15 protein-coding genes are annotated in these 20,029 nt (G+C 59.1%); 10 read left to right on the top strand and 5 right to left on the bottom strand.

Going from position 1 to position 20,029, the window contains the following annotated elements:
* The first annotated feature begins 30 nt into the window (after window positions 1–30).
* Complete coding sequence (locus tag DRW39_RS09965; protein ID WP_157976036.1) at window positions 31–963, top strand: NINE protein; 933 nt, start codon at window positions 31–33, stop codon at window positions 961–963.
* A 24-nt stretch (window positions 964–987) separates the two neighbouring features.
* Window positions 988–1,647, top strand: a complete 660-nt coding sequence (locus DRW39_RS09970; RefSeq protein WP_116106892.1) for a CBS domain-containing protein — start codon at window positions 988–990, stop codon at window positions 1,645–1,647.
* On the opposite strand, the gene DRW39_RS09975 is transcribed toward DRW39_RS09970, so the two are convergent.
* The gene (locus DRW39_RS09975; protein WP_116106893.1) at window positions 1,644–4,469 is read right to left on the bottom strand and encodes a TolB family protein; all 2,826 of its coding nucleotides are present in this window, start codon (window positions 4,467–4,469) and stop codon (window positions 1,644–1,646) included. The genes DRW39_RS09970 and DRW39_RS09975 overlap by 4 nt on opposite strands.
* Before the next feature lie 240 nt (window positions 4,470–4,709).
* On the opposite strand from DRW39_RS09975, the gene DRW39_RS09980 reads away from it, so the two are divergent.
* Genes DRW39_RS09980 through DRW39_RS09990 form a run of 3 tightly spaced genes read left to right on the top strand, consistent with a single transcriptional unit; the run spans window position 4,710 to window position 8,060 of the window.
* Entirely contained in the window at window positions 4,710–6,149 is a 1,440-nt protein-coding gene (locus DRW39_RS09980) for a hypothetical protein (protein ID WP_116106894.1), read from the top strand.
* A complete protein-coding gene (locus tag DRW39_RS09985; RefSeq protein WP_116106895.1) occupies window positions 6,146–7,105 on the top strand; it encodes a RimK family alpha-L-glutamate ligase in 960 nt (319 codons plus the stop codon). The genes DRW39_RS09980 and DRW39_RS09985 overlap by 4 nt, the downstream gene beginning before the upstream one ends.
* A complete protein-coding gene (locus DRW39_RS09990) occupies window positions 7,092–8,060 on the top strand; it encodes a succinylglutamate desuccinylase/aspartoacylase family protein (RefSeq protein WP_116106896.1) in 969 nt (322 codons plus the stop codon). Before DRW39_RS09985 ends, DRW39_RS09990 begins: the two co-directional genes overlap by 14 nt.
* 7 nt (window positions 8,061–8,067) lie before the next feature.
* Here DRW39_RS09990 and DRW39_RS09995 read toward each other — a convergent pair whose 3' ends face one another.
* Window positions 8,068–8,709, bottom strand: coding sequence for a DedA family protein (locus DRW39_RS09995; protein ID WP_116106897.1), 642 nt, complete (start codon window positions 8,707–8,709; stop codon window positions 8,068–8,070).
* Between the two features lie 42 nt (window positions 8,710–8,751).
* Window positions 8,752–9,264 carry a PepSY domain-containing protein gene (locus DRW39_RS10000; protein ID WP_116106898.1) on the bottom strand — a complete coding sequence of 171 codons (513 nt, stop codon included), beginning with the start codon at window positions 9,262–9,264 and terminating at the stop codon, window positions 8,752–8,754.
* A 220-nt stretch (window positions 9,265–9,484) separates the two neighbouring features.
* Between DRW39_RS10000 and DRW39_RS10005 the strand changes: the two genes are divergently transcribed.
* Window positions 9,485–10,966 (top strand): alpha-amylase family glycosyl hydrolase, encoded by a 1,482-nt coding sequence (locus DRW39_RS10005; protein ID WP_232830114.1) that lies wholly within the window; start codon window positions 9,485–9,487, stop codon window positions 10,964–10,966.
* A gap of 224 nt (window positions 10,967–11,190) precedes the next feature.
* Here DRW39_RS10005 and DRW39_RS10010 read toward each other — a convergent pair whose 3' ends face one another.
* Window positions 11,191–11,766: a DUF1080 domain-containing protein gene (locus DRW39_RS10010; RefSeq protein ID WP_410503595.1), complete on the bottom strand. Its 576-nt coding sequence runs from the start codon at window positions 11,764–11,766 to the stop codon at window positions 11,191–11,193.
* Window positions 11,767–11,791: 25 nt separating this feature from the next.
* Here DRW39_RS10010 and DRW39_RS10015 point away from each other — a divergent pair, with 25 nt between their 5' ends.
* The 4 genes from DRW39_RS10015 (at window position 11,792) to DRW39_RS10030 (ending at window position 17,015) form a co-directional block, all read left to right on the top strand.
* On the top strand, window positions 11,792–12,295 hold the full coding sequence (locus tag DRW39_RS10015) for a hypothetical protein (RefSeq protein WP_157976037.1): 504 nt from the start codon (window positions 11,792–11,794) through the stop codon (window positions 12,293–12,295).
* A 38-nt stretch (window positions 12,296–12,333) separates the two neighbouring features.
* The gene (locus tag DRW39_RS10020; RefSeq protein ID WP_116106901.1) at window positions 12,334–13,281 is read left to right on the top strand and encodes an NADP-dependent oxidoreductase; all 948 of its coding nucleotides are present in this window, start codon (window positions 12,334–12,336) and stop codon (window positions 13,279–13,281) included.
* 36 nt (window positions 13,282–13,317) lie between these two features.
* Window positions 13,318–16,017, top strand: a complete 2,700-nt coding sequence (locus DRW39_RS10025) for a sialate O-acetylesterase (RefSeq protein WP_116106902.1) — start codon at window positions 13,318–13,320, stop codon at window positions 16,015–16,017.
* Between the two features lie 239 nt (window positions 16,018–16,256).
* Window positions 16,257–17,015 carry a bacteriorhodopsin gene (locus DRW39_RS10030; protein ID WP_116106903.1) on the top strand — a complete coding sequence of 253 codons (759 nt, stop codon included), beginning with the start codon at window positions 16,257–16,259 and terminating at the stop codon, window positions 17,013–17,015.
* Between the two features lie 23 nt (window positions 17,016–17,038).
* Here the strand turns inward: DRW39_RS10030 and DRW39_RS10035 are convergent, their stop codons facing one another.
* Complete coding sequence (locus tag DRW39_RS10035; RefSeq protein WP_116106904.1) at window positions 17,039–19,951, bottom strand: FAD-binding and (Fe-S)-binding domain-containing protein; 2,913 nt, start codon at window positions 19,949–19,951, stop codon at window positions 17,039–17,041.
* Window positions 19,952–20,029: the final 78 nt, after the last annotated feature.

Genomic DNA, 20,029 nt, shown 5'->3' on the forward strand with positions numbered 1-20,029 from the left:
AACGGCCGGTTGATCGTTCCCAATAGTGAGATGAAGGACAAAACGATCGCGGCGATCCTGGCTTTTTTCGGAGGTATTATGGGACTCCAACGCTTCTACCTTGGCCAGAAAGGCGTCGGTATGATGCACCTGTTTTTTTTTATCGTCGCCATATCGGCCGGGCCCACGCCCTTTACCGTTATGCTAATTTCGCTAGCGGCGATCTTCGGGATCATCGATGCTATTTCGTTCCTCTCGATGGACGGCAGGGAGTTTGATCTAAAGTATAACCAGCCGATGGCGCAGACGTCCACCGTAGGGGATGTCGGCCGCCAGGAGCAACAATTTGGCAACATGACCGACCGGGAAAGACGGTTTCAGCAACGGCAACGCGAGCGGGCGGAAAACGAACGCGAACGGATTCGACGCGCCAAAGAGCGGAATAACCAACGCGTCGACACTCCGTCGCCCAGCGAACGCCAGCAGAACGGACGAAGGGACCCCGGTCGTGCCGACCGGGAGCGCGGGGTTCACTATTTCAAAGATTACGAATACCAGCGCGCCATCGAATATTTTCAGCAGGCGCTGAGCAAGAATCCGCAGGACGTCGCCTCCCACTTCAATATTGCCTGTGCGTATTCCGTTGAAGAAGAAGCCGACCGGGCCTTTTACCACTTGGACCGGGCCGTTGCGCTTGGCTTCGATGACTTCGACCGCATCGCCACCCACGACAGCTTGGCTTACCTCCGCATCCAAAGCGCTTACCCCGAATTTGCGCGGCGGAATTACCGCCTTTCTTCCGTTTCCCCGTCACCGGTGCGGAACCTGGAAGATCCGCTGGTGGCTAAGGACGATACCGCATCGCCGGAACCGCCTGTCACGGACGAATTGCTTGACCAATTGCAACGCCTGGCCACGCTCCGGGAAAAAGGCCTGCTCACCGAGGTAGAGTTTGCTACCCAAAAGCGACGATTACTCGGATAGAATTTAATCCCTACTTTACCCCAGATGACTGCCGACTTCCTGATTACCGACGCCCTCGTTCCCCTGCGACCCACCGATACCGGTGAGGAAGCGCTAGGCATTATGAACGAGTTTTATATCCGGCACCTGCCGGTAGTGGACGGTCAGAAGCTGGTGTCCGTCATCTCCGAGACCGACGTACTGGACGCGGACCCGGAAGAAATCGTAAGCAACTACCGCACCCCGCTCCTCCCCCCCTCCGTCTATCCCGACGACCACCTCTACGACGTCATGCGGCAGTTGGTGGATAATAACCTAACCGTCGTGCCCGTCATCAACCGCGAGGGCGAGTACCTCGGAATGGTCACCGGCGAGGACCTGCTCCGTTTCTTCGCGCAGTCCAGCACCTTCAGTGATCCCGGGTCGATCGTCGTGCTGGAACTTAGCCGCCAGGATTACAGTCTCGCCGAAATCGCCCGGATTGTAGAAAGCGACAGCGCCATCATTCTTAGTTCTTTCGTGCGCAGCGTGGCCGACACCAATCAGATTGAAGTCACCATCAAGCTGAATAGTCAAAGCATCGCGGGCACCATCGCCACCTTCGAGCGCTTCAATTACCAGGTCAAGGCCAGCTTCAACGAAAAGCAGCTACAGGATACCCTGCGCGAACGCTTCGATAGCCTGATCAACTACCTCAACGTTTAGAAGCTTCCGCTGACCAGCACCTGGAACTGTAGGTCACGACCGTCAGCCGAGAACAGGTCGTCAGAGAGCCGGTACGCCGCCTGCACGCCGATCGTGATCAGTTGCGTATTCAGCCAGACGTTATCAAAGTATAATTGCCCGCCGACGCTCTGCTCGGTAAAGCGTAGGTCGTCCCTGAAATCGAGGGAGAACTGACTGTAGTCGTAAAAGGCGTTCAGTCGGATCCGCTTAAAGTACGTGATTCCCAGGATGCCAACGTCCGGGTACAGGAGGGGAAGGTGATAATTTGCCCCGATGCGGTACACACCGTCGTTCAGCGGCGAACGAAACCCGCGGGCGTAGCGAAATACGTCCGGGTACTGGTAGAGATTGACCGCCGGCTCGTACTGCGTATCGAAGTCCAGGCGGATACCGTGGGTACGGAACAGCCCGGGGACATACACCGAAGACCGCAATAGAAACCGCTCGCCCTCCCCCTGCCCCAGGGCCCTGTCGTAGAGCAAGTTCGCCGTAGCTCCCCAACGTGGTTGTACCTGACGGTAGGCCGTCCTTCTAAGGATGTTGACATTCACCCCTAAGCTGAGGTTGCTAAAGTCAGCAGGCAGTCGCCCCTCTTCTAAATCTTGAATGCTGTAGTAGTGGTACCCCAGGCTGGGCATCACTGAGGTTGTCGTATTACCGCTTACCCATTGAAGGGGTACGCTCACCGTGGCCCCGAGCGTTAACTGATTGAATTCCTGGTTAAAAAATTGCAAGCTGTCGCTCCGGTTCTCCTGCACGGTGGTGTTCCGGTCGCGGTACCGTCCTTCCAGCTCGATGACCGGGTAAAGGCCGCCGTAGGCTACGTCAATGCCTCCACCGTAGCGGTCTTCGTTGAAGTTGTATTCACCCGAAAGCGTCATGGAAATGGTGTTCAGTGCGTTACCGGCCTCGATAGCCACACCGGGGGTCACGTAGCTACCGTTGAACGACCAGCTATGCAGCTTGATCCCTCCCAGGGTATTCGAGAAATCGCCGGTGGGATAATCGGTCACGGTCAGATCGAGGGGAAGATTGGCCGCCTCCTCCAGGTAAGCTCGCGGCCGCTCAAAGAATCCGGATCTGGCAGCCGTATTTCCGGCTTCGTCTGCAAGGGGCTGTCTGGCGGTCAGTCGGTGGAGGCGCTCCCCTTCCGGTGTCGGGGCGGCGTAGTAGAGCGTATCACCGGCCAGGTGGGGAAAGTAGGCACCGATCGCCACGTCGGTCAATGGCCGGTCCTCACCGGTTACTGGATCCAGCGTGTAAACGTTATCGACCCCGGATCGTCCGCTTACGAATAGCAAGCGTCCGTCCTCCGTAGCCTTCAGCATATCAATGGGGGCGGCGGAGCGCAGGTAAACAGTTTCCCGGCTACCGGATGCCAGATTCCACGCCTCAATCGCTACACCTGCATACGTCTGCCCCAGGAAGTAGACCTTTTCCCCGTCGGAAGAGAAGGTCGGCCAGGTAGCGTTGTTTTCAGGCAGTTCAAGGGATTGCAGTATGGTACCATTGGCGGCATCCAGGATTCGCAATTCGGGCCCACCGGCCAGCGCGTCAAACCAGACGGTTGCCAGTCGTCGCTCATCGGGGCTGAACGACGCGGAAACATAGTGCCCCTCATGGGTAAGCTGGCGTTTGCGCCCGGTGGATAACTCGTAAACGACGATATCCGAGTAATTTTGGTTGGTATACCGGGGGTTCTGGCCGTACTGCGTCCAAAGCGCGAATCGCTTACCGATGGCCACCCACGGCTCCCGCTGAATGCCGGTGCGCGTGATGATGCGGTCGCGTTCCCCTACTTCCACGATGGCCGGCAACTGGCGGTAACTGGTCCGCAAGGCAAGCAGCCGCCCCTCTTCGTCCACAAAGGGAAAGCTGTAGTTCCGAATGTCGTTGCCGGGGCTGCTTGTCGCCACCGGGTCTCCTTCGAGGAGTGGTCGCCGTGCCGCCAGGGCACTATCCTGCAACCGCTCCAGATCGAGCATGGTATTGGCGTACAACGCCCGGGTGGTCAGACCGGTGCGCCGCTTCAGTGCCCGGCTGAAGGAATAGAACGGACTGCGATAAGCCGCGCCCTCCTGCAGCACCGGCCGCCAGACGTCGTTCCCGAAGCGTTCACGGGCAAAGGTGGTCATCGCGTATCCGTATACGTAATGACTGGGAACGAGGTTACGAAAGCTGCCATTTCTCGCCTTGGCGTAGCGGTACACGCGGTTGCTCTGAAGAAGCGCGCGCAAGTCGCTGCTGAAGGCGGGGGTTCGACCACGCCCCCCGGTGGTAAGGGCGGTCTCGGCGACCACCGCGTCCCCCTCCGTAAACCAGTTGGGCGTGGCCATTCCACTTAGCACCGTCCAACCTAACTGCCCCTGAAGAATGCTCCCCAGCCGGGTCAGCCCCCGCCGCTCGTTGCTGGTCTGCTGCACGTGGCGAAACTCATGGATAGACAGTAAGTCCAGCCAGTCCGTATTGCTCAGGCGACTGAAACTCTGCGGCGGGGTCGTATAAAATTCCGAGCGAAAGGGAGCCAGCCCGACGTAGCCGTTGACCGTCATATTCGGCGTCTGCAGCACCAGATCGAAATCGTACAGCCGGTCGCCAACGCTGCGATTGTGCTCCACGGCCAATTTGTCGATAAGGCTGGCCACCCGCCGCGCCCGCGCCTCGTATCCAGCGGGAAATAGTACCCGTACGTTCTCCGCCCGTAGCTGCTGCCAGTTAATCTCGGGGGGGTGCAGTCCAATGTTTTGCGCCCCGGCGGTTAGCGAAAGCACCGATAACAACAATAGGGATAGATATTTCATGGCCTGACCGTTTGGGCTTGCAATATTATCAAACGGTAGCCTACCTCGCCGGTGTGCCTCCTGGTCCGCCCACCGCTAGCTGGTCTGCCCGGGAGGGAGCCCACCGACCCGTGGGGGGGACGAACTACGCTAACGCTCCGTTCGGCACACCACGGATCTGGAAAATCGTTCACCAAATTTCATCCCCGCTTGACATTTAGCTCCTTCCTGCGTTCACCGCAATAAATCCCTACCGGCAAGTTGACGAACCCACCCATACAAAACATCTCCCCCGGCGCCTTTAAAGCCGAAACGCACTGGTACCCCAAAGCCCTTAATGCCACGATCCATCCCATGGTCAGTTATTTTCTGAACCTCGACCGGGAGCGGATGGTCACCCGCTACTGCCACCTGAACCCGCTGGTCGACCCCGACGGTCTACGCGAAATTTTAGCCTACCGTTGCAAGTACTTCCTCTGGGGCGGGGCCGACCTGATCAACGCCACCACCGCCCAGGGACGGCGGCGTATGGTCATCATTGAGAACAACAGCTGCCCCTCCGGCCAGAAAAGCATGCCGCTGACCGACGACCACCAGGAAGAAGGCGGTTACCGCGTGCTGGTCGAGCGGACCTTCAAACCCATGGTCGAAAAGCGCCAGAACAAAAAGGATGGCCGACTGGCCGTCATCTACGACAAGAATCCCATGGAAGCCAGCGGGTACGCCGCGGCCATCGCTGATGCCTTCCAGGAAGATGTCTTGTACATCTGCGACTACTACAACGCACCCGAACGCCACCTCAAAACGGAGGATGGCTGGCTCTACGCGCTCCACGAAGGCGAGTGGGTCCGCTTGCGGGCGGCCTTCCGCTACCTCACGCAGCGGCCCTGGACGAGAATCCCCCTCAACGCCAAGACGCGCATCCTCAACCCGATCGTCACCTGTCTGGCCGGCGGTCGCAACAAAATGGTCGCCGCCAAAGCCTACGACCTGTACAACGGCGAACTGCGCAAATACGGCCTCAAGATTCACACCCCGGAAACCATCTGGGACGTGAGCCGCAACGAGATCCCCCTGTGGGTAGCCAAACTCGGTGGTCAGGCAGTGGTGAAAGTGCCCTACAGCAACGCGGGCCAGGGGGTCTACACCATCACCAACCAAACGGAGCTGGACGCTTTCATGGCCGAGGAGATCGACTATGAACGCTTCATCGTGCAGAGCCTGATCGGCAATTACCGTTGGAGCTCGACGGGTGGGGACGGCAAGTTCTTCCACGTCGGCACCATCCCGGATAAGAAAGGGCGCACCTTCGTCAGCGATATTCGGCTGATGGTGAGCAGCACCGAAGACGGTATTCGCCCCATCTGCTGCTACAGTCGCCGCGCGGAGGACCCCCTCGCTGACCAGTTAGCAGGTGGAGCCGAAAGCTGGGGCATGCTGGGTACGAACCTCTCCGCCAAACTCGGCGACAACCAGTGGAGCAGCGATACCAACCGCCTGTTGCTCATGGATCGCCGCGACTTCAACAAACTGGGTATCGGACTGGACGACCTAATTGAAGCATACATCCAAACCGTACTTAGTACCATTGCCATCGACCGCATGGCCCAGAAACTTTTCAACAGTAAGGGCAAATTCAGCCGACGCCTGTTCTCCAGCCTGAACGACGACCCTACCCTGCTTTCCGAAATTCCCGCATGAAGCGACTGACTTTTCTCGTACTTACCGACCACAGCGGTCACTCCGATCAGAATTCCCTATACGCCTTGGTCAATACGCTGGTCGCCGACCCGCGTAGCGCCGAAGTTGCCGTTGCCAGTCGGGGCGACCAGCGCAACGACGCCTTCTTTTCGGGCGACGGAGCGCAGGTATACGGCTTTTCAGTGGAGGAAAAGCTAACCTTCTCGCCGGAGGGAAAATCCTTTACGGATTCCAGCCATCGGCTGAATGTCCAGGACTACGATGTCGTATGGCTACGTCTCCCCCACCCGATCGCCGAGGGCTTTTTTCCCAGCCTGCAGCGTTTGTCTCAGGCTGGGTCGTTCCTGATCGTCAATGATCCGGCGGGCATCGAAACTACCAGTACCAAAGCCTTTCTGACCAACTTCCCCGCGCTAACGCCCCCCTCGGCCGTGGTTCGGACAGAGGAGGAAGCGCGCAAGATGGCCGGAGATTTTCCGGTCGTGCTCAAGCCGCTGCGGGCCTACGGGGGACAGGGTATCCTGCGAATGGACCACCCGGGCGATTCGCTGTCCGTACCCTTTGAGGGTCCCTACCTGGCGATGAAGTTCCTAAAGAATGTCAGCCAGGGCGACAAGCGTATTTTGGTTGTGAACGGCAAAATCCTGGCAGCCTCCCTGCGCATTCCGCCACCCGGTGAGTGGTTGTGTAACGTAGCCCGCGGAGGCACCTCGATCGGGGCCGATGTTAGTCCCGAAGAGGAGGAGATGGTGGCTAACCTGGCCCCTGAATTATTGTCCCGTGGCATCTGCTTCGCCGGCATCGACACCCTGGTCGACGACAACGGTAAACGTGTCCTCTCTGAAATCAACACCCTGAGCATCGGCGGCTTCCCGCAGGCGGAAGTCCAGACGGGCCGGCCGATCCTGCGGCAAGCCATCGATGAGCTATTCGACTATTGCTATGACCGCATCTAACCCCGAACCACCCACCATCCTCAGCCTGGAGGAAATCGATCAACCCGCCGCTTCTATCCGTCGGTACTGGCTTCGCATCATCAGCGACGGTCTGGGCGAACCGGTACGCATACCGATCATTTGTGCCCGGGGCAATGAGGACGGTCCAACACTGGGCGTGTCGGCGGCCGTACACGGAGACGAGTTGAACGGGATTCGCGTTATCCAGCGGCTCTTTGCCGACCTGGATGTGAACCAGCTACGGGGCACCATCATCGGCGTATTGGTCGTCAACGTACCGGCCTTTTTGCGACAGACGCGGGTCTACACCGACGGCTTCGACCTCAATCACGTGATGCCGGGCCGGGAAGACGGCCGGGCCAGTGAAGTCTACGCTTTCCGCCTCGTGGACCGGGTCATCCGCCACTTCGATTTCTTGCTGGATCTGCATACGGCCAGTCGTGGCCGGGTTAACAGCTATTACGTGCGGGCGGATATGTCGCAGGAGGCCACCCGGCAATTGGCGGTTTTACAGAACCCCCAGTTGATCGTTCACAATCCCCCCAGTGACGGCACATTGCGCGGAGCGGCCGATGCCCTGGACATCCCGGCCGTTACGCTGGAGGTCGGTAACCCCAGCGTCTACCAGCGTAGTCTTATTCGGAGCGGTACCGCTGGTGTCCATAACGTCATGAGTTTCCTGAAAATGACCGACGACAAGATCGTTCCGCCGGTCACGCCCCCGATCATGTGCAAGCGCAGTTACTGGATCTACACCCATACGGGAGGCCTGCTAACGCTGGAGGTCGATCTGCTGCAGGAAGTCAAAACCGGAGACCTGATCGCTACGCAGCGCGACGTCTTTGGGACGCTGAAGGAGCAATACCTGGCTCCGCAGGACGGGGTCGTCATCGGGAAAAGCACCATGCCCGTCAACCGGAGTGGCGGACGGATTTTACACCTGGGACTGGTTTAGCATCTATCTATTCGGCTACTGTCCTGCCCTTCACCAGCTTTACGATCAAGGTGACAAAAAGCCCGGTAATAAAGATGGCGGCGAGGCCGATCACCAGCCAGCTGGTATGATCGCGGATGAAAGGGACATTGCCGAGAAAGTAGCCCAGGGTCACCAGCGAAACAACCCAGATGATCGCACTGAGCACGTTGTACTTGGCAAAACGATCGGGCTCCATTCGCGAAACACCCGCTATGAATGGAACCAATGCCTTTACGATCGGCAGAAAGCGGGAGGTGATCAGGGCGGTTGCCCCGTATTTACGGTAGAAGGCGTGGGCACGCAGGTAATTGCGCTTGTTCAGCCAGTTGAATCGTTCGAATAGCACTGGTCCCAGTCCCTTTCCCAGGCGGTAGCCCGTCCAGGCACCCAGCGCGGCGGCTACGGAGAGTAAAATACATATGATGAAGGGATTCAGCAGTCCGCCGGCACACAATACCCCAACCGCGAAGAGCAAACCATCCCCCGGAAAGAAGGGTGCCAGGGGAAAGAAGGCCGTTTCGGTGTAGATAACGGCAAAGAGAAGGCCGTAGGTGGCCACGGGGTAGGCTAGCGTAGCCTGACGCAGACTTTCGTCGATGTGAAAAAAGAATTCCGCGAGCTCACCCATATACCTTCTTAAACCGCTTTCGACGGTACAAAGGTTGCGCCGTCACACAAAGAGCAGGATGAGCGTGAGCACGATGCCGGCTGCCGTATACACTAACCCCTTGCGCAAGATTGGCCAGCTAGGCAGAAACATCCAGAAAGCGGACAGCACGAAAAAGAGCAGCGACAGGCCGAAGAAAATATTGAAGTAGAAGAAGGCACTGTTCGTATTGGCCTTGTGGAGATCGGTCATCTTATCCAGCACGTAAGGCAACTCCTTGCGCGTAATGGTAGCAACCCCCGACGCCTGATCGTAAGCTACCCCCCTGAAATAAACAATTTCCCCTTCCGTACGCTCTACGCGATCGTTGCGCAGATTGAGTGCGGTAGCGGCGGCGGCGGGTTCCAGCCCCGCCTCGATTTGCCGCTCGGAGGTCGTGATGTTCTGGAGGAAGTCCGTGTTCCGGAAGATCATCACGATACCGCTGATCGCATAGACCGCCATGATGCCCGCCAGGAAGAAGCCCAGGTAGCGGTGTAGAATGCGGGCGGTCAGCGCGGATGCTTGCTTGGCCATATGGCAGAGATCATGTTTGCTAGTACACGGCCCAAGGTACGGAGTCGATCCCGCAGAAACTCGCCGGATGGGTAGCGGTCGCTTAAGCACCCAGCGACCTCCCAAAACTTAACCCCCAGTTAACACACCTGCCTTACGTGTATCATTCACACTCCCCCTCGGCCGTCCGATAGTAAACCATGCTAATCCCTGCACCGTTATTCGAGCTTAAATAGTCTTCATGCACACCCCGAATCGCGTTTCCCTTTTCTTGATGCTCGCCATCCTCTTTTTCGCCTGCGAACGCCGCACGGAACAGGAGGTAGTCACCAGCGAAACGGAAGACGTTTCCGACCTGGCCGTCGAGCCAAACATCCCGGAATGGACCAAGAACGCCGTCATCTACGAGGTCAACCTGCGCCATTATACCCCGGAGGGCACCTTCGCCGCCTTTGAGCAACACATTCCCCGCCTCGCCGAGATGGGCGTTGACCTGCTGTGGTTTATGCCCATCCAGCCGGTCAGCGAAGTCAACCGGAAAGGCGAACTGGGCAGTCCGTACGCAGTGGGCGACTACCAAGCAACCAATCCGGATTTTGGCACCCTGGAAGAATTCGAATCCATGATCGATGCCGTACACGCCGCGGGTATGTACGCCATCATCGACTGGGTGCCCAATCATTCGGGCTGGGACAACCCCTGGATCACCGAGCACCCCGACTTCTACACCAAAAAGGACGGCGAAATCACCGACCCCATCAATCCCGCCACCGGCGAAAGCTGGGGCTGGACCGACGTTGCCGACCTGAACTACGACAATGATGAATTGCGCGACAGCATGATCGCCGCCATGGAATTCTGGGTCCGCGAGGCCGACATCGACGGTTTCCGGGTCGACGTAGCCCACGGTATACCCGTTGATTTCATCGAGCAAGCCGCCGACTCTTTGTACGCCATGAAGCCCCTCTTCATGCTGGCCGAAGCCGAGGTGCCCGAAATCGTAAACGACGGCGCTTTCCTGATGGATTACGGTTGGGAAATGCACCACACCCTGAATCAAATCGCCAAAACCCAGGGTGCCAACCGCGAAGCTGAAACCGATGCCAGCAACATCGCACGGGAAGAAGGGGAGGAACAGGAGCAGGTAACCGCCCTGGACATCGATCGGGTGCTGAAGCGATACGCCGATGACTACGAGCGAGGATACAAGATGCAGTTCACCTCTAACCACGACGAGAATTCCTGGTCCGGCACGGAATTCCAGCGTATGGGTGACGGCCACAAGGCCTTCGCCGTACTCACCGCCACCTTCGATGGCATGCCGCTGATCTACACCGGTCAGGAAAGTGCCGACGATCAGCAGTACGAGTTCTTTACAAAAGACGACGTCGAATGGGGAGACTACGCCTACGCCGATTTCTACAAGACCCTCTTCGACCTCAAGGAGCGCAACCAGGCACTCTGGAACGGTGAATACGGCGGCGAATTACAGAAGATCGCCACCGGCAACGACGAGAACGTCTACGCTTTCACCCGCGAGAAAAATGGCGACCGGGTAGTCGTCATCATCAATCTTTCCGCCCAACCGCAGGACATTACGCTCGAAGGTGACGATTTTGCCGGCGGCTACACGGAGGTGTTCTCGGACGAATCCAACGAGTTGCAGGAAGATATGCAAATGAACCTCGGCCCATGGGAGTACTTCGTCTATTCCAATCGCTAGCGTTCAGAACACGGAGCGCGCCATTGAGCACAAAACGATAGTCTCCGGACACTCGGATTCCCACGTACCGGTTCTGTAATCAATACATACTGCGGGCCCGTCACGAGTAGTCCCGGCCGGTGTATGGCATAGGGCGTATAAGGATGGTTTCATCGCCCATTCCCGGCCTAAGGACCATACACCGGCGCACCCATCGGATTGCTTAAGACGGGCCTACTAACGTGCTAGCGGGCCGCCGTAATGGGGCGGATCTCAATATCGCGCCACCGCACTTTGATCCCGCCACCATCGTGAATCTGCAGGGCGATGGATCCCTTTCCTTCTCCTATCTTCTCGTCGGTAAGCTGCACCATCTCATGGCCGTTGAGCCAGGTGGTCACCGTCGGTCCCACTACGCGGATTTTCATCTCATTCCACTCCCCCATCTTTAGGTACTTATCCCTTTCGGGGTTGGGCTTGATGAGCCAGCCCCGGCCGTAGGATTCGTAGATGCCACCCGTATCGTGCCCCGGAGGCGCCACTTCTACCTGCCAGCCGGTGATCTTCGTCCCCTCCAGCGTTGAGCGGAAGAAAACGCCGCTGTTGCCATCCGCTTCCTGCTTAAACTCCAGCGTGAGCTCGAAGTCATCGTAATACGCGTCGGTGCTCAGGTAGCCGTATTCCGCCTTGGGTCCGCTTTCGCAGATGATCTCGCCATCTTCCACGTACCACTTTTCGTCGCCGTGTACGGTCCACCCGTCCAGGCTTTCCCCGTCGAACAGGTCGGTATAGGCCGGTCGGTTACAGGAACAAAGAAACAGGAAGACGGTAGCGGGAAGAAGAAGCTTGCTTAGCACGATCGAAGAAATTGGTCAGGCGCGGAAGATATTCCCTTTATTCGATATACGGGGCGACGGAGCGCAGGTAGAAACCCTGCCAGAACGAATCCGGCTCCCCTTTACCCTGCTTCTCTTACAATTGCCCCGATATGCACCGGTTCTTACCCTTCCTTTTCCTGTTGGTCAGTTTGCCCTGTCAGGCCCAACAGGACACCCTCCCCTACGCGGAGACCGGCAGGAACTCACCTTCACCGATCTGCGAACCCGGACGCTGCAGCGGATTGCCGAAGCCAGCAGCCTTTTCCGGGCTTTGACCGCGGCGGATCTGGCCACCCGGCGCGTAAAGTTTTCCGACGGCGGCACCTATTCGGAATACCCGCTCTGGAACCTGATAAACGGGCCTATCGCGGATGCGCTCTACCATACGGGGCAACTGGTCACCTTTCGCCGGACTATCGGAAATCCCGCCGATCCGCGGGTGAATCATTTCCGGGGCAAACTGACCGACTAACTCCGTGTTGCAGTAGCAACCAACAAATCAAAATCACTATGAAAGCCTACACCCTTACTTCCCCCGATGGCCCGGACGGGCTCCATTTATCCGAACTGCCCGTTCCCCGCCCCGGCAAAGGGGAAGTCCTGATCGAGGTGCGCGCCCTTTCCCTCAACCCGGTCGACTCAAAAACCGCCCGGGGAAAGGCGTTGTACGGATCGCTAAAGGATGAGGATCCCATCGTCCTGGGCTGGGACGTCGCCGGCCGCATTAAGGAGGTCGGTGAGGGTGCCGGCAAATTCGTAGCGGGACAGGATGTATTCGGGATGGTCAATTTTCCCGGCCACGGAAAGGCTTACGCGGAGTACGTCGCCGCCCCGGTCAATCAATTGGCCCTGAAGCCGGAGAACGTCGACTTCGACGAGGCGGCGGCGGCTACCCTCGCCGCCCTGACCGCCTGGCAAAACCTGATCGAGATCGCACAGATCAAGGAAGGCCAGCGGGTATTGGTCCACGCGGCTGGTGGCGGCGTCGGTCACTTCGCGGTGCAACTCGCCAAGGAACGGGGTGCCTACGTTATCGGTACCGGCTCGGCCTCAAAGCAGGACTTCATCCGGGAATTGGGAGCCGACGAAGCCATCAACTACGAGGAATCCAAATTCGAGGATGTGCTCAGCCCCGTAGACGTCGTCCTGGAGTCGCTGAGTCCGGAGCATCTGGAACGGTCGTTGCAAATCGTCAAGCCAGGCGGTAAACTATTAAGCATTGCCGCCGGTCTGAGCGACAAACTTCAGGAGCAGGCCGAATTCAAGAGCGTCGAACTCTACCACCATCTCGTCGAGTCAAACGGGGAACAAATGCAGGCCATCGCCGAGCGGCTGGCCGACGGTCGACTCAAGGCGCACGTCTCCGAAACTTTTTCGTTGCCTAACTTACCTGCCGCCCTTCGCAAGCTGGAAGAAGGAAGCACCCGGGGCAAAATCATCATTGCTCTCAATCAGTAAGGGACCTACCCTCTTGCCTATTTTCAAAAGTCAGTCATGTACATCCGCAATCGATTCCGCCACCTTCTTTTACTACTCGGCTTCCTCGTAATTACCCTCGACATCGCCGCAGAAATTCGCCTGCCACGACTGATTGGTGATAACGTCGTCTTGCAGCGGGACCAGGAGCTGAATGTGTGGGGATGGGCATCGCCGGGCGAACGGATCCGCATCCAAATTGCGGGGGAAAGCCTGCGGACACGCGCCGATGAAGACGGAAACTGGTCGGTTACGCTGCCCTCCCAGCCGGCCGGCGGCCCCTTCACCATGACCCTGAAGGGCGAGAACACCATCGAGGTCGAAAACATCGTCTTCGGTGATGTGTGGGTCTGCTCCGGCCAGTCCAACATGACGGTCTGGCTGGAACGGGTCAAGGAAATCTACGGCGAGGAGATCGCGGCGGCGGACTATCCGATGATCCGCGAATTTTTCGTGCCCACTATGACCGAACTTAGCGGACCCCGGGAAGACTTTCCGGAGGGAGACTGGAAAGTGGTTACCCCCGAGAGCGTCATGGACATGAGCGCTATCGGGTACTTCTTCGCCCGGCGGCTGCACGAAACGTACGATATCCCCGTCGGCATTATCAACACGGCAGTAGGGGGTACCCCCATCGAAGCCTGGACGAGTGCGGAGGGGCTGCGCGACTTTGCCGATCTACAGGAGACGATCCGCCGGAACAGTGACCCTGAATTTCTGGCGAAGCTTAACGCACCGCGTACCGGAGGCGGGCAAAATTCAGGTCCGCCGCCGGTCACCGATCAGGGTTTGATCGAGGAGTGGTACTCGCCGGACTACGAGCCTCAGGGCTGGCAAAACTTCTATATCCCCGGATACTGGGAAGACCAGGGCGTGCACGACCTCAACGGTACGGTTTGGTTTCGCCGGGAAATCGACATCCCCGAAGGCTGGGTAGGAAAAGAACTCAAGCTGTTCATGGGCCGCATCGTGGACGCCGACGTGATGTACGTCAATGGAGAAGAGATCGGCAATATCACGTACCAGTATCCGCCCCGGCGTTACACCGTTCCGACCGGTCTGCTCAAGGAAGGTAAAAACTTGCTGACCGTTCGGGTGACCAATCAGGGAGGTAAGGGCGGCTTCGTACCGGATAAAACCTATGTCCTCACCGATGGGCAAGACAGCATGGACCTCAAAGGGACCTGGCAGTACAAAGTCGGCGAAGTATACCAGCCCCGATCGTGGGGCGGCGGCGGCGGATTCTTCTTTTCGGCCCAAAACCAGCCGGCCGCGCTGTACAATGCCATGGTGGCACCCATCGAGCGATTCGGCGTAACCGGGTTCAATTGGTACCAGGGCGAGTCCAACGTCGGCAAGGCCCAGGAGTATTACGACTTGCTTCCGGCCCTCATCCGCGACTGGAGGGAAAACTTCGACCAGGGCGAACTCCCCTTCCTCACCGTTCAGTTAGCTAACTTCCAGGATGCTACCTACCTGCCCGTCGAGAGTCAGTGGGCCGTGCTGCGGGATGCCCAGCTACAGTCGCTCCAGTTACCGAATACGGGCCTGGCAGTCGCCACCGATATCGGCGAATGGAACGACATCCACCCCCTGAATAAACTGGACGTCGCCGAACGCCTGGCACTGGAGGCCCGGCGCCTGGCTTACGGGGAAGATGAACTTGTTTCTAGCGGCCCCCTCTTCCGCTCCGCGGTCGTCGACGGTGATCGCATCCGTATCCAGTTCGATCGGGTCGGTGAAGGGCTGACGACGACGGACGGGCTAGCCCCCCAGTATTTCGCGGTGGCCGGATACGACCGGGACTACCACTGGGCAGAGGCCAAAATTGAAGGAGATGAGGTGGTGGCGTGGTCGGAAGACGTGCCCAACCCCCGGTATGTCCGCTACGCATGGGCCGACAACCCCTTCGGCGCCAATCTGACCAACCATACCGGTTTGCCGGCCTCCCCTTTTCAATCGGACGATCAGGTCGCCGAAAAAGATGCGCTCTGGCAGGGCAAGCAGGCAGGTGTGGTGCTCACTTACGATGACGCGCTCGCCGGCCAGTTGGATCGGGTCATCCCGCTGCTCGACAGCCTGAATCTAAAAGCCTCCTTCTACCTCACCGCCGCCTTTCCCGGCTTTCAGAGCCGTATTGAAGACTGGCGTCGTGCCGCCCGGAACGGTCATGAGCTGGGCAATCACACCCTTTACCACCCGTGCGACGCCAGTGGGCCGGGCCGGGAGTGGGTTGCTGCAAACAATGATCTCAGCCAGTACACCATCGAAGGGTTACTGCGGGAGATTGACGTGACCAACAGCCTTCTGCAAGCCCTCGATGGAGAGACCGAGCGCACCTTCGCCTATACCTGCGGCGACACCGCGACCGCCGACGGGAGCTTCAAGGATGCACTACGGGAACGATTCACCGCCGCACGGGGTACCTCCCCCGGTCTGGACACCCCAGCCTCCGCTGACCTTTACAATCTCCATACCTACGTCGCCAACGGACATTCCGCCGAGGACATGATCGCCTGGATCGAACGGGCGAAAAAGGAGAATGCCCTGATTACCCTCCTTTTTCACGGCGTCGGTGGCGGGCACGGTATAAACGTTAGCGGGGAAGCACACCGGGAGCTGATTGAATACCTTTACCAGGATCAGGATGAAGTATGGGTCACTACGCTACGGGATGCCGTACGGCAAATGACCCAGCAGAAGGAAACAACCAAGTAACCAGCCATACGCTTCTCGAAAGCGTTGGGGGGGGGCAGTCGATGCGGCTGTACTCAAGCAACCACTACCCGCCCGTGTCGCAGACGGATGGTGCCCCCCCCCAACCGACCGATCCGCGCTGAAGAATTCGTGCCGGTATACCGCAACCCGCTCGGATCACGCTGGCAGTATACCCGAACATAGTCCGTCGGGTTGCTCTTATCTAAGAACGGAGCCCCCTATTGGTCTCTGGCCACACTATGACCGAAACCGATATTCTCCTTCACTGGGCTTACGTAGCTATTATGGGTGCCAGCGCCGCTGCCATCCTTTTCATGGCCCGAAACCCGAAGGGCGTCCCCCAGTACAAATACCTGATTCACGCCTTCGTAGTGATCTGGTCCGGATTGGTGTATTCGGCCATTGCCTTCGGCCAGGGCACCATCGAGGTAGCCGGAGAAACAGTCTATGTCGGTCGCTACGTAGACTGGGTGATCAGTACGCCCCTTTTACTTTTATCGCTGGTCCTGACCGGCAAGTACACGCTCAAATTAGAGGGATCTATCACCGCCGGCATGCTGGGTTCCCAGGCCATCATGATCATCTGCGGCCTCATGGGCGATATCTCCACCGGTGGCGTGCGGTGGTTCTGGTACATCGCCGGCTGCGTTGCCCTGCTCATCGTCTTCCGCCTGATGTGGCGGGAGCTTTACGCCAAGGCAAAAATTCAGGGTCCGGATTTGACCGCAGCTTATAAAGCGTCGGCGGTTTTCCTGAGCGTGCAGTGGTTGCTCTACCCCCTGGCCTGGGCCCTGGGAACACCGGGGTTGGGCCTCTTCAATCCTTTGTTGACAACGGTGCTCTTCATCGTCCTACCGATCGTGTCCAAGGCAGGTTTCGCGTTTTACAATCTGTCCAAATTACGTGCCCTCCCGGATAACCTGCACCAGGCCGCCGTCAATCCGCGCAGTGCCGAGGAGGTCGAGCAGGACCGCCCTCTCGCAGTGTTGGCCGCCTAGCTGCAGAGGCTTGTGGATACGCGTCAGGCCCAACTCCCCCACAACACTTCCGCCGAATGCCAGGCCCGCCACCCCAGTTCGTCCTTGACCGTATGGCGACAACTGGTACCGGAGGCCACCACCACGGCATCGGGCGACCGATCCCGAATTTTGGAAATCAATGACTGCTCCGCGATCGTACGGCTCAGCTCATAGTGCTCAGCTTCGTAACCGAAGGAGCCGGCCATCCCGCAACAGCCGCTGTCCAGTAGCGTCACGCTGAAGTTTTGCGGCAGCGATAAAATGGACGCGCACTTGCCGCTATCCCCCAGCGCCTTCTCGTGACAGTGGACGTGCAGTAGGATTGCGCGTGGCTCCGTCCCAAAGTCTTCCGCCGCGAGCCGGCCGAGCGCTACCTCCCGGTACAGCCATTCGTCGAAGGTGAAGCAGTGCGTCGCCAGTACGTGGGCGGCCTCCTGCAGTTCTCCCCGCAGTAGTTTCGGATACTCGTCGCGAAAACCAAGGATGGCGGATGGTTCCAGCCCCACTAGCGGAGCTTCCTCCCCTACCCGGTGCCGGAAGCACTGCACGTTGTTATTAGCCAGGCGCCGAGCCTTCCGGAGCAATCCCTTACTGAGCGCTGCCCGGCCGCTCGGCCGGTGGCGGAGCCAGTGGACCTCGTAGCCCAGCTTCCACCAGAGCCGCAGGGCCGCCTTTCCGACTTCCACGTCCTGGTAGTTGACGAATTCATCGCCGAAGAAATGAAGCGCTCCCCTACCGCCCGGCGCAAGGGGACGCTCCCGCTCGTAAAAGGTGCGCAGAGATTCCCGGGGGAAAGCCGGTAAGGAACGTTCGGCGGCAATACCCGCCGCTCGCTTCACCAGGGGGCCGGTAAGCTTCAGCAGCGAATTGCTCAGGCCCGGGACCTTGCCGCCCCACCGGTACAAGGTTTCGTTGGCAGCTACCAGCCGGGTACGCAGACCAAGGCCTTCCCGCTCCTGCCGCTGGTGGAGATACTCGGCTTTCAGGTTGGTCATATTCACCGTACTCGGGCACTCGCTGGTGCATGCCTTGCAACTCAGGCAGAGGTCCATCGCCTCGGCCAGCGCAGGGTGGGTAAAGGGGTCTTCCTTTTGATTGCGCGTCAGCACCTCGCGGAGTACGTTCGCCCGGCCCCGGGTACTGTCCCGCTCGTGAAGGGTGGCCCGGTAACTCGGGCACATGGCCCCGCCCGTAAGCTTGCGGCAGTCACCGGAGCCATTGCACTTTTCCGCCGACCGGAGTATGCCCTCGTCGTGGCTGAAGTCAAGGACGGTATCGTAGGCGGGGGTGTGGTGGCCGGCATCGTAACGCAGGCTTTCATTCATCGGCGGTGCCTCCACGATCTTCCCCGGGTTGAAGAGGTAGCTGGGGTCCCAGGCCTGCTTTAGCTCGATGAGGAGTTGGTACACCTCCTCCCCGAGCATCTCTTGCAGGAACTGCCCGCGTACCCGACCGTCACCGTGCTCACCGCTGAGGCTTCCCCGGTATTTCTTGACCAGGCGAGCTACATCGCGCGTGATTTCGTAAAATTTCCGCTGACCGGCTTCCGATTTCAGGTCCAGGATAGGCCGGAGGTGCAGTTCGCCTGCTCCGGCGTGGGCGTAGTAGACGGGGTGCTGCTGGTACACCTCCATCAGCTTACTGAACTCGGCGATGTAGTCGGCCAGGTCCGGCAGGGCGACCGCCGTATCTTCGATACAGGCTACGGCCTTGGCATCACCTACCATATTACCCAGTATCCCGAGGCCGGCGGAGCGCAGTGCCCAGACTTTAGCGGTGTTTATTTGGGCGGCGAGCGCAGGAGCAGCGTACGCCGGTTCGTCGAGCAGATCCGGGCCCATCAATCTTTGGCCAAGGTCGTTCGCCAGGGACAGCGCGGCTTCGTCAGTTTCCGACCGGTACTCTACCAGCAGGAGCGCCCGGGGATTGCCCTCCACGAAGGCGGCATTTCGGCGCTGGTCGGGATTTTCGAGCGCGAGGTTGAGGATGGTATCGTCCATCAGTTCGCACATAAAGGGTTGCGTCTTCATGGCGGCTTGCGTGGCCCGTAGTGACGCATCAATGGAGCGGAAGTGCAGCGCCACTACGGCGGAGCCCTCCGGGGGCAGGGGCAGGATGTTGACCTTCAGTTCGGAGGTGAAAGCCAGGGTACCCTCCGACCCCGCCAGCAGGGGAACGAGGTCGATATCCGCTTCCGCCGCCGCCGGTTCGAACTGACGGGCGAGATGATCCAGGGCATAGCCGTTGTTGCGCCGGGTGACCTCGGCTTTGGGGAAGGCTTCCAGCATCTTGTGGCGGGCATTGGGATCCGACAGGGTGCGATGGAGGAATTCCCGTACGCGCAAAACGGTTGGTGAATCGCCTTCTACCTGCGCTCCGTCGCCCAAATGGGCTACGCTGCCATCGGCGAGTACGACCCGTACGGCCCGCACGTGATCGCGGGTACTGCCCACGGTGATGCTCGTGCTGCCGCAACTGTTATTGCCGAACATCCCCCCGAGGGTGCAGCGGTTGGCGGTGCTGGTGTTGGGGCCGAACCAGCAGCCGTAGTCCGCCAGGGCGGCATTTAGCTGGTCGCGGATCACGCCCGGCTGCACGATCGCGTAGCCGGCTTCGGCATTAATCTCGATGATGTCGCGCATATGACGGCTGACGTCGACGACCAGGCCTGCCCCGACGGCCTGTCCCGCAAGGCTGGTACCGCCCGCCCGGGGGGTGATGGACAGTCCGTGGGTGCGCGCGAAGTCAACGCAGGCGACGACGTCTGCCTCCGAACGCGGGAAGGCCACGGCCTGCGGCAGCTCCCGGTAGACGCTGGCGTCGGTGGCAAAAAGAATACGGTGCAGGTCGTCCGTCTCCAGTTCGCCTTGCAGGCGAGTGGACAGTTCCGGCCAGGGGATAGCGGTGGTGGGCATGCGGTGAAATTACGGAAGCGGGCGTAGGCAATCCCCCTCACAATAAGCGACGGTCAAAAATGGTTACTTTTGCGGCCT

It is taken from the genome of Lewinella sp. IMCC34191, assembly GCF_003390935.1.
Lineage (GTDB): Bacteria > Bacteroidota > Bacteroidia > Chitinophagales > Saprospiraceae > Neolewinella.

What these genes read in the sequence shown, in the direction of transcription:
- DRW39_RS09965 (WP_157976036.1), top strand. Translation starts at nt 31, where the DNA reads ATGAAGGACAAAACGATCGCGGCGATCCTGGCTTTTTTCGGAGGTATT.
- DRW39_RS09970 (WP_116106892.1), top strand. Translation starts at nt 988, where the DNA reads ATGACTGCCGACTTCCTGATTACCGACGCCCTCGTTCCCCTGCGACCC.
- DRW39_RS09975 (WP_116106893.1), bottom strand. Translation starts at nt 4,469, where the DNA reads ATGAAATATCTATCCCTATTGTTGTTATCGGTGCTTTCGCTAACCGCC.
- DRW39_RS09985 (WP_116106895.1), top strand. Translation starts at nt 6,146, where the DNA reads ATGAAGCGACTGACTTTTCTCGTACTTACCGACCACAGCGGTCACTCC.
- DRW39_RS09990 (WP_116106896.1), top strand. Translation starts at nt 7,092, where the DNA reads ATGACCGCATCTAACCCCGAACCACCCACCATCCTCAGCCTGGAGGAA.
- DRW39_RS09995 (WP_116106897.1), bottom strand. Translation starts at nt 8,709, where the DNA reads ATGGGTGAGCTCGCGGAATTCTTTTTTCACATCGACGAAAGTCTGCGT.
- DRW39_RS10000 (WP_116106898.1), bottom strand. Translation starts at nt 9,264, where the DNA reads ATGGCCAAGCAAGCATCCGCGCTGACCGCCCGCATTCTACACCGCTAC.
- DRW39_RS10005 (WP_232830114.1), top strand. Translation starts at nt 9,485, where the DNA reads ATGCACACCCCGAATCGCGTTTCCCTTTTCTTGATGCTCGCCATCCTC.
- DRW39_RS10020 (WP_116106901.1), top strand. Translation starts at nt 12,334, where the DNA reads ATGAAAGCCTACACCCTTACTTCCCCCGATGGCCCGGACGGGCTCCAT.
- DRW39_RS10025 (WP_116106902.1), top strand. Translation starts at nt 13,318, where the DNA reads ATGTACATCCGCAATCGATTCCGCCACCTTCTTTTACTACTCGGCTTC.
- DRW39_RS10030 (WP_116106903.1), top strand. Translation starts at nt 16,257, where the DNA reads ATGACCGAAACCGATATTCTCCTTCACTGGGCTTACGTAGCTATTATG.
- DRW39_RS10035 (WP_116106904.1), bottom strand. Translation starts at nt 19,951, where the DNA reads ATGCCCACCACCGCTATCCCCTGGCCGGAACTGTCCACTCGCCTGCAA.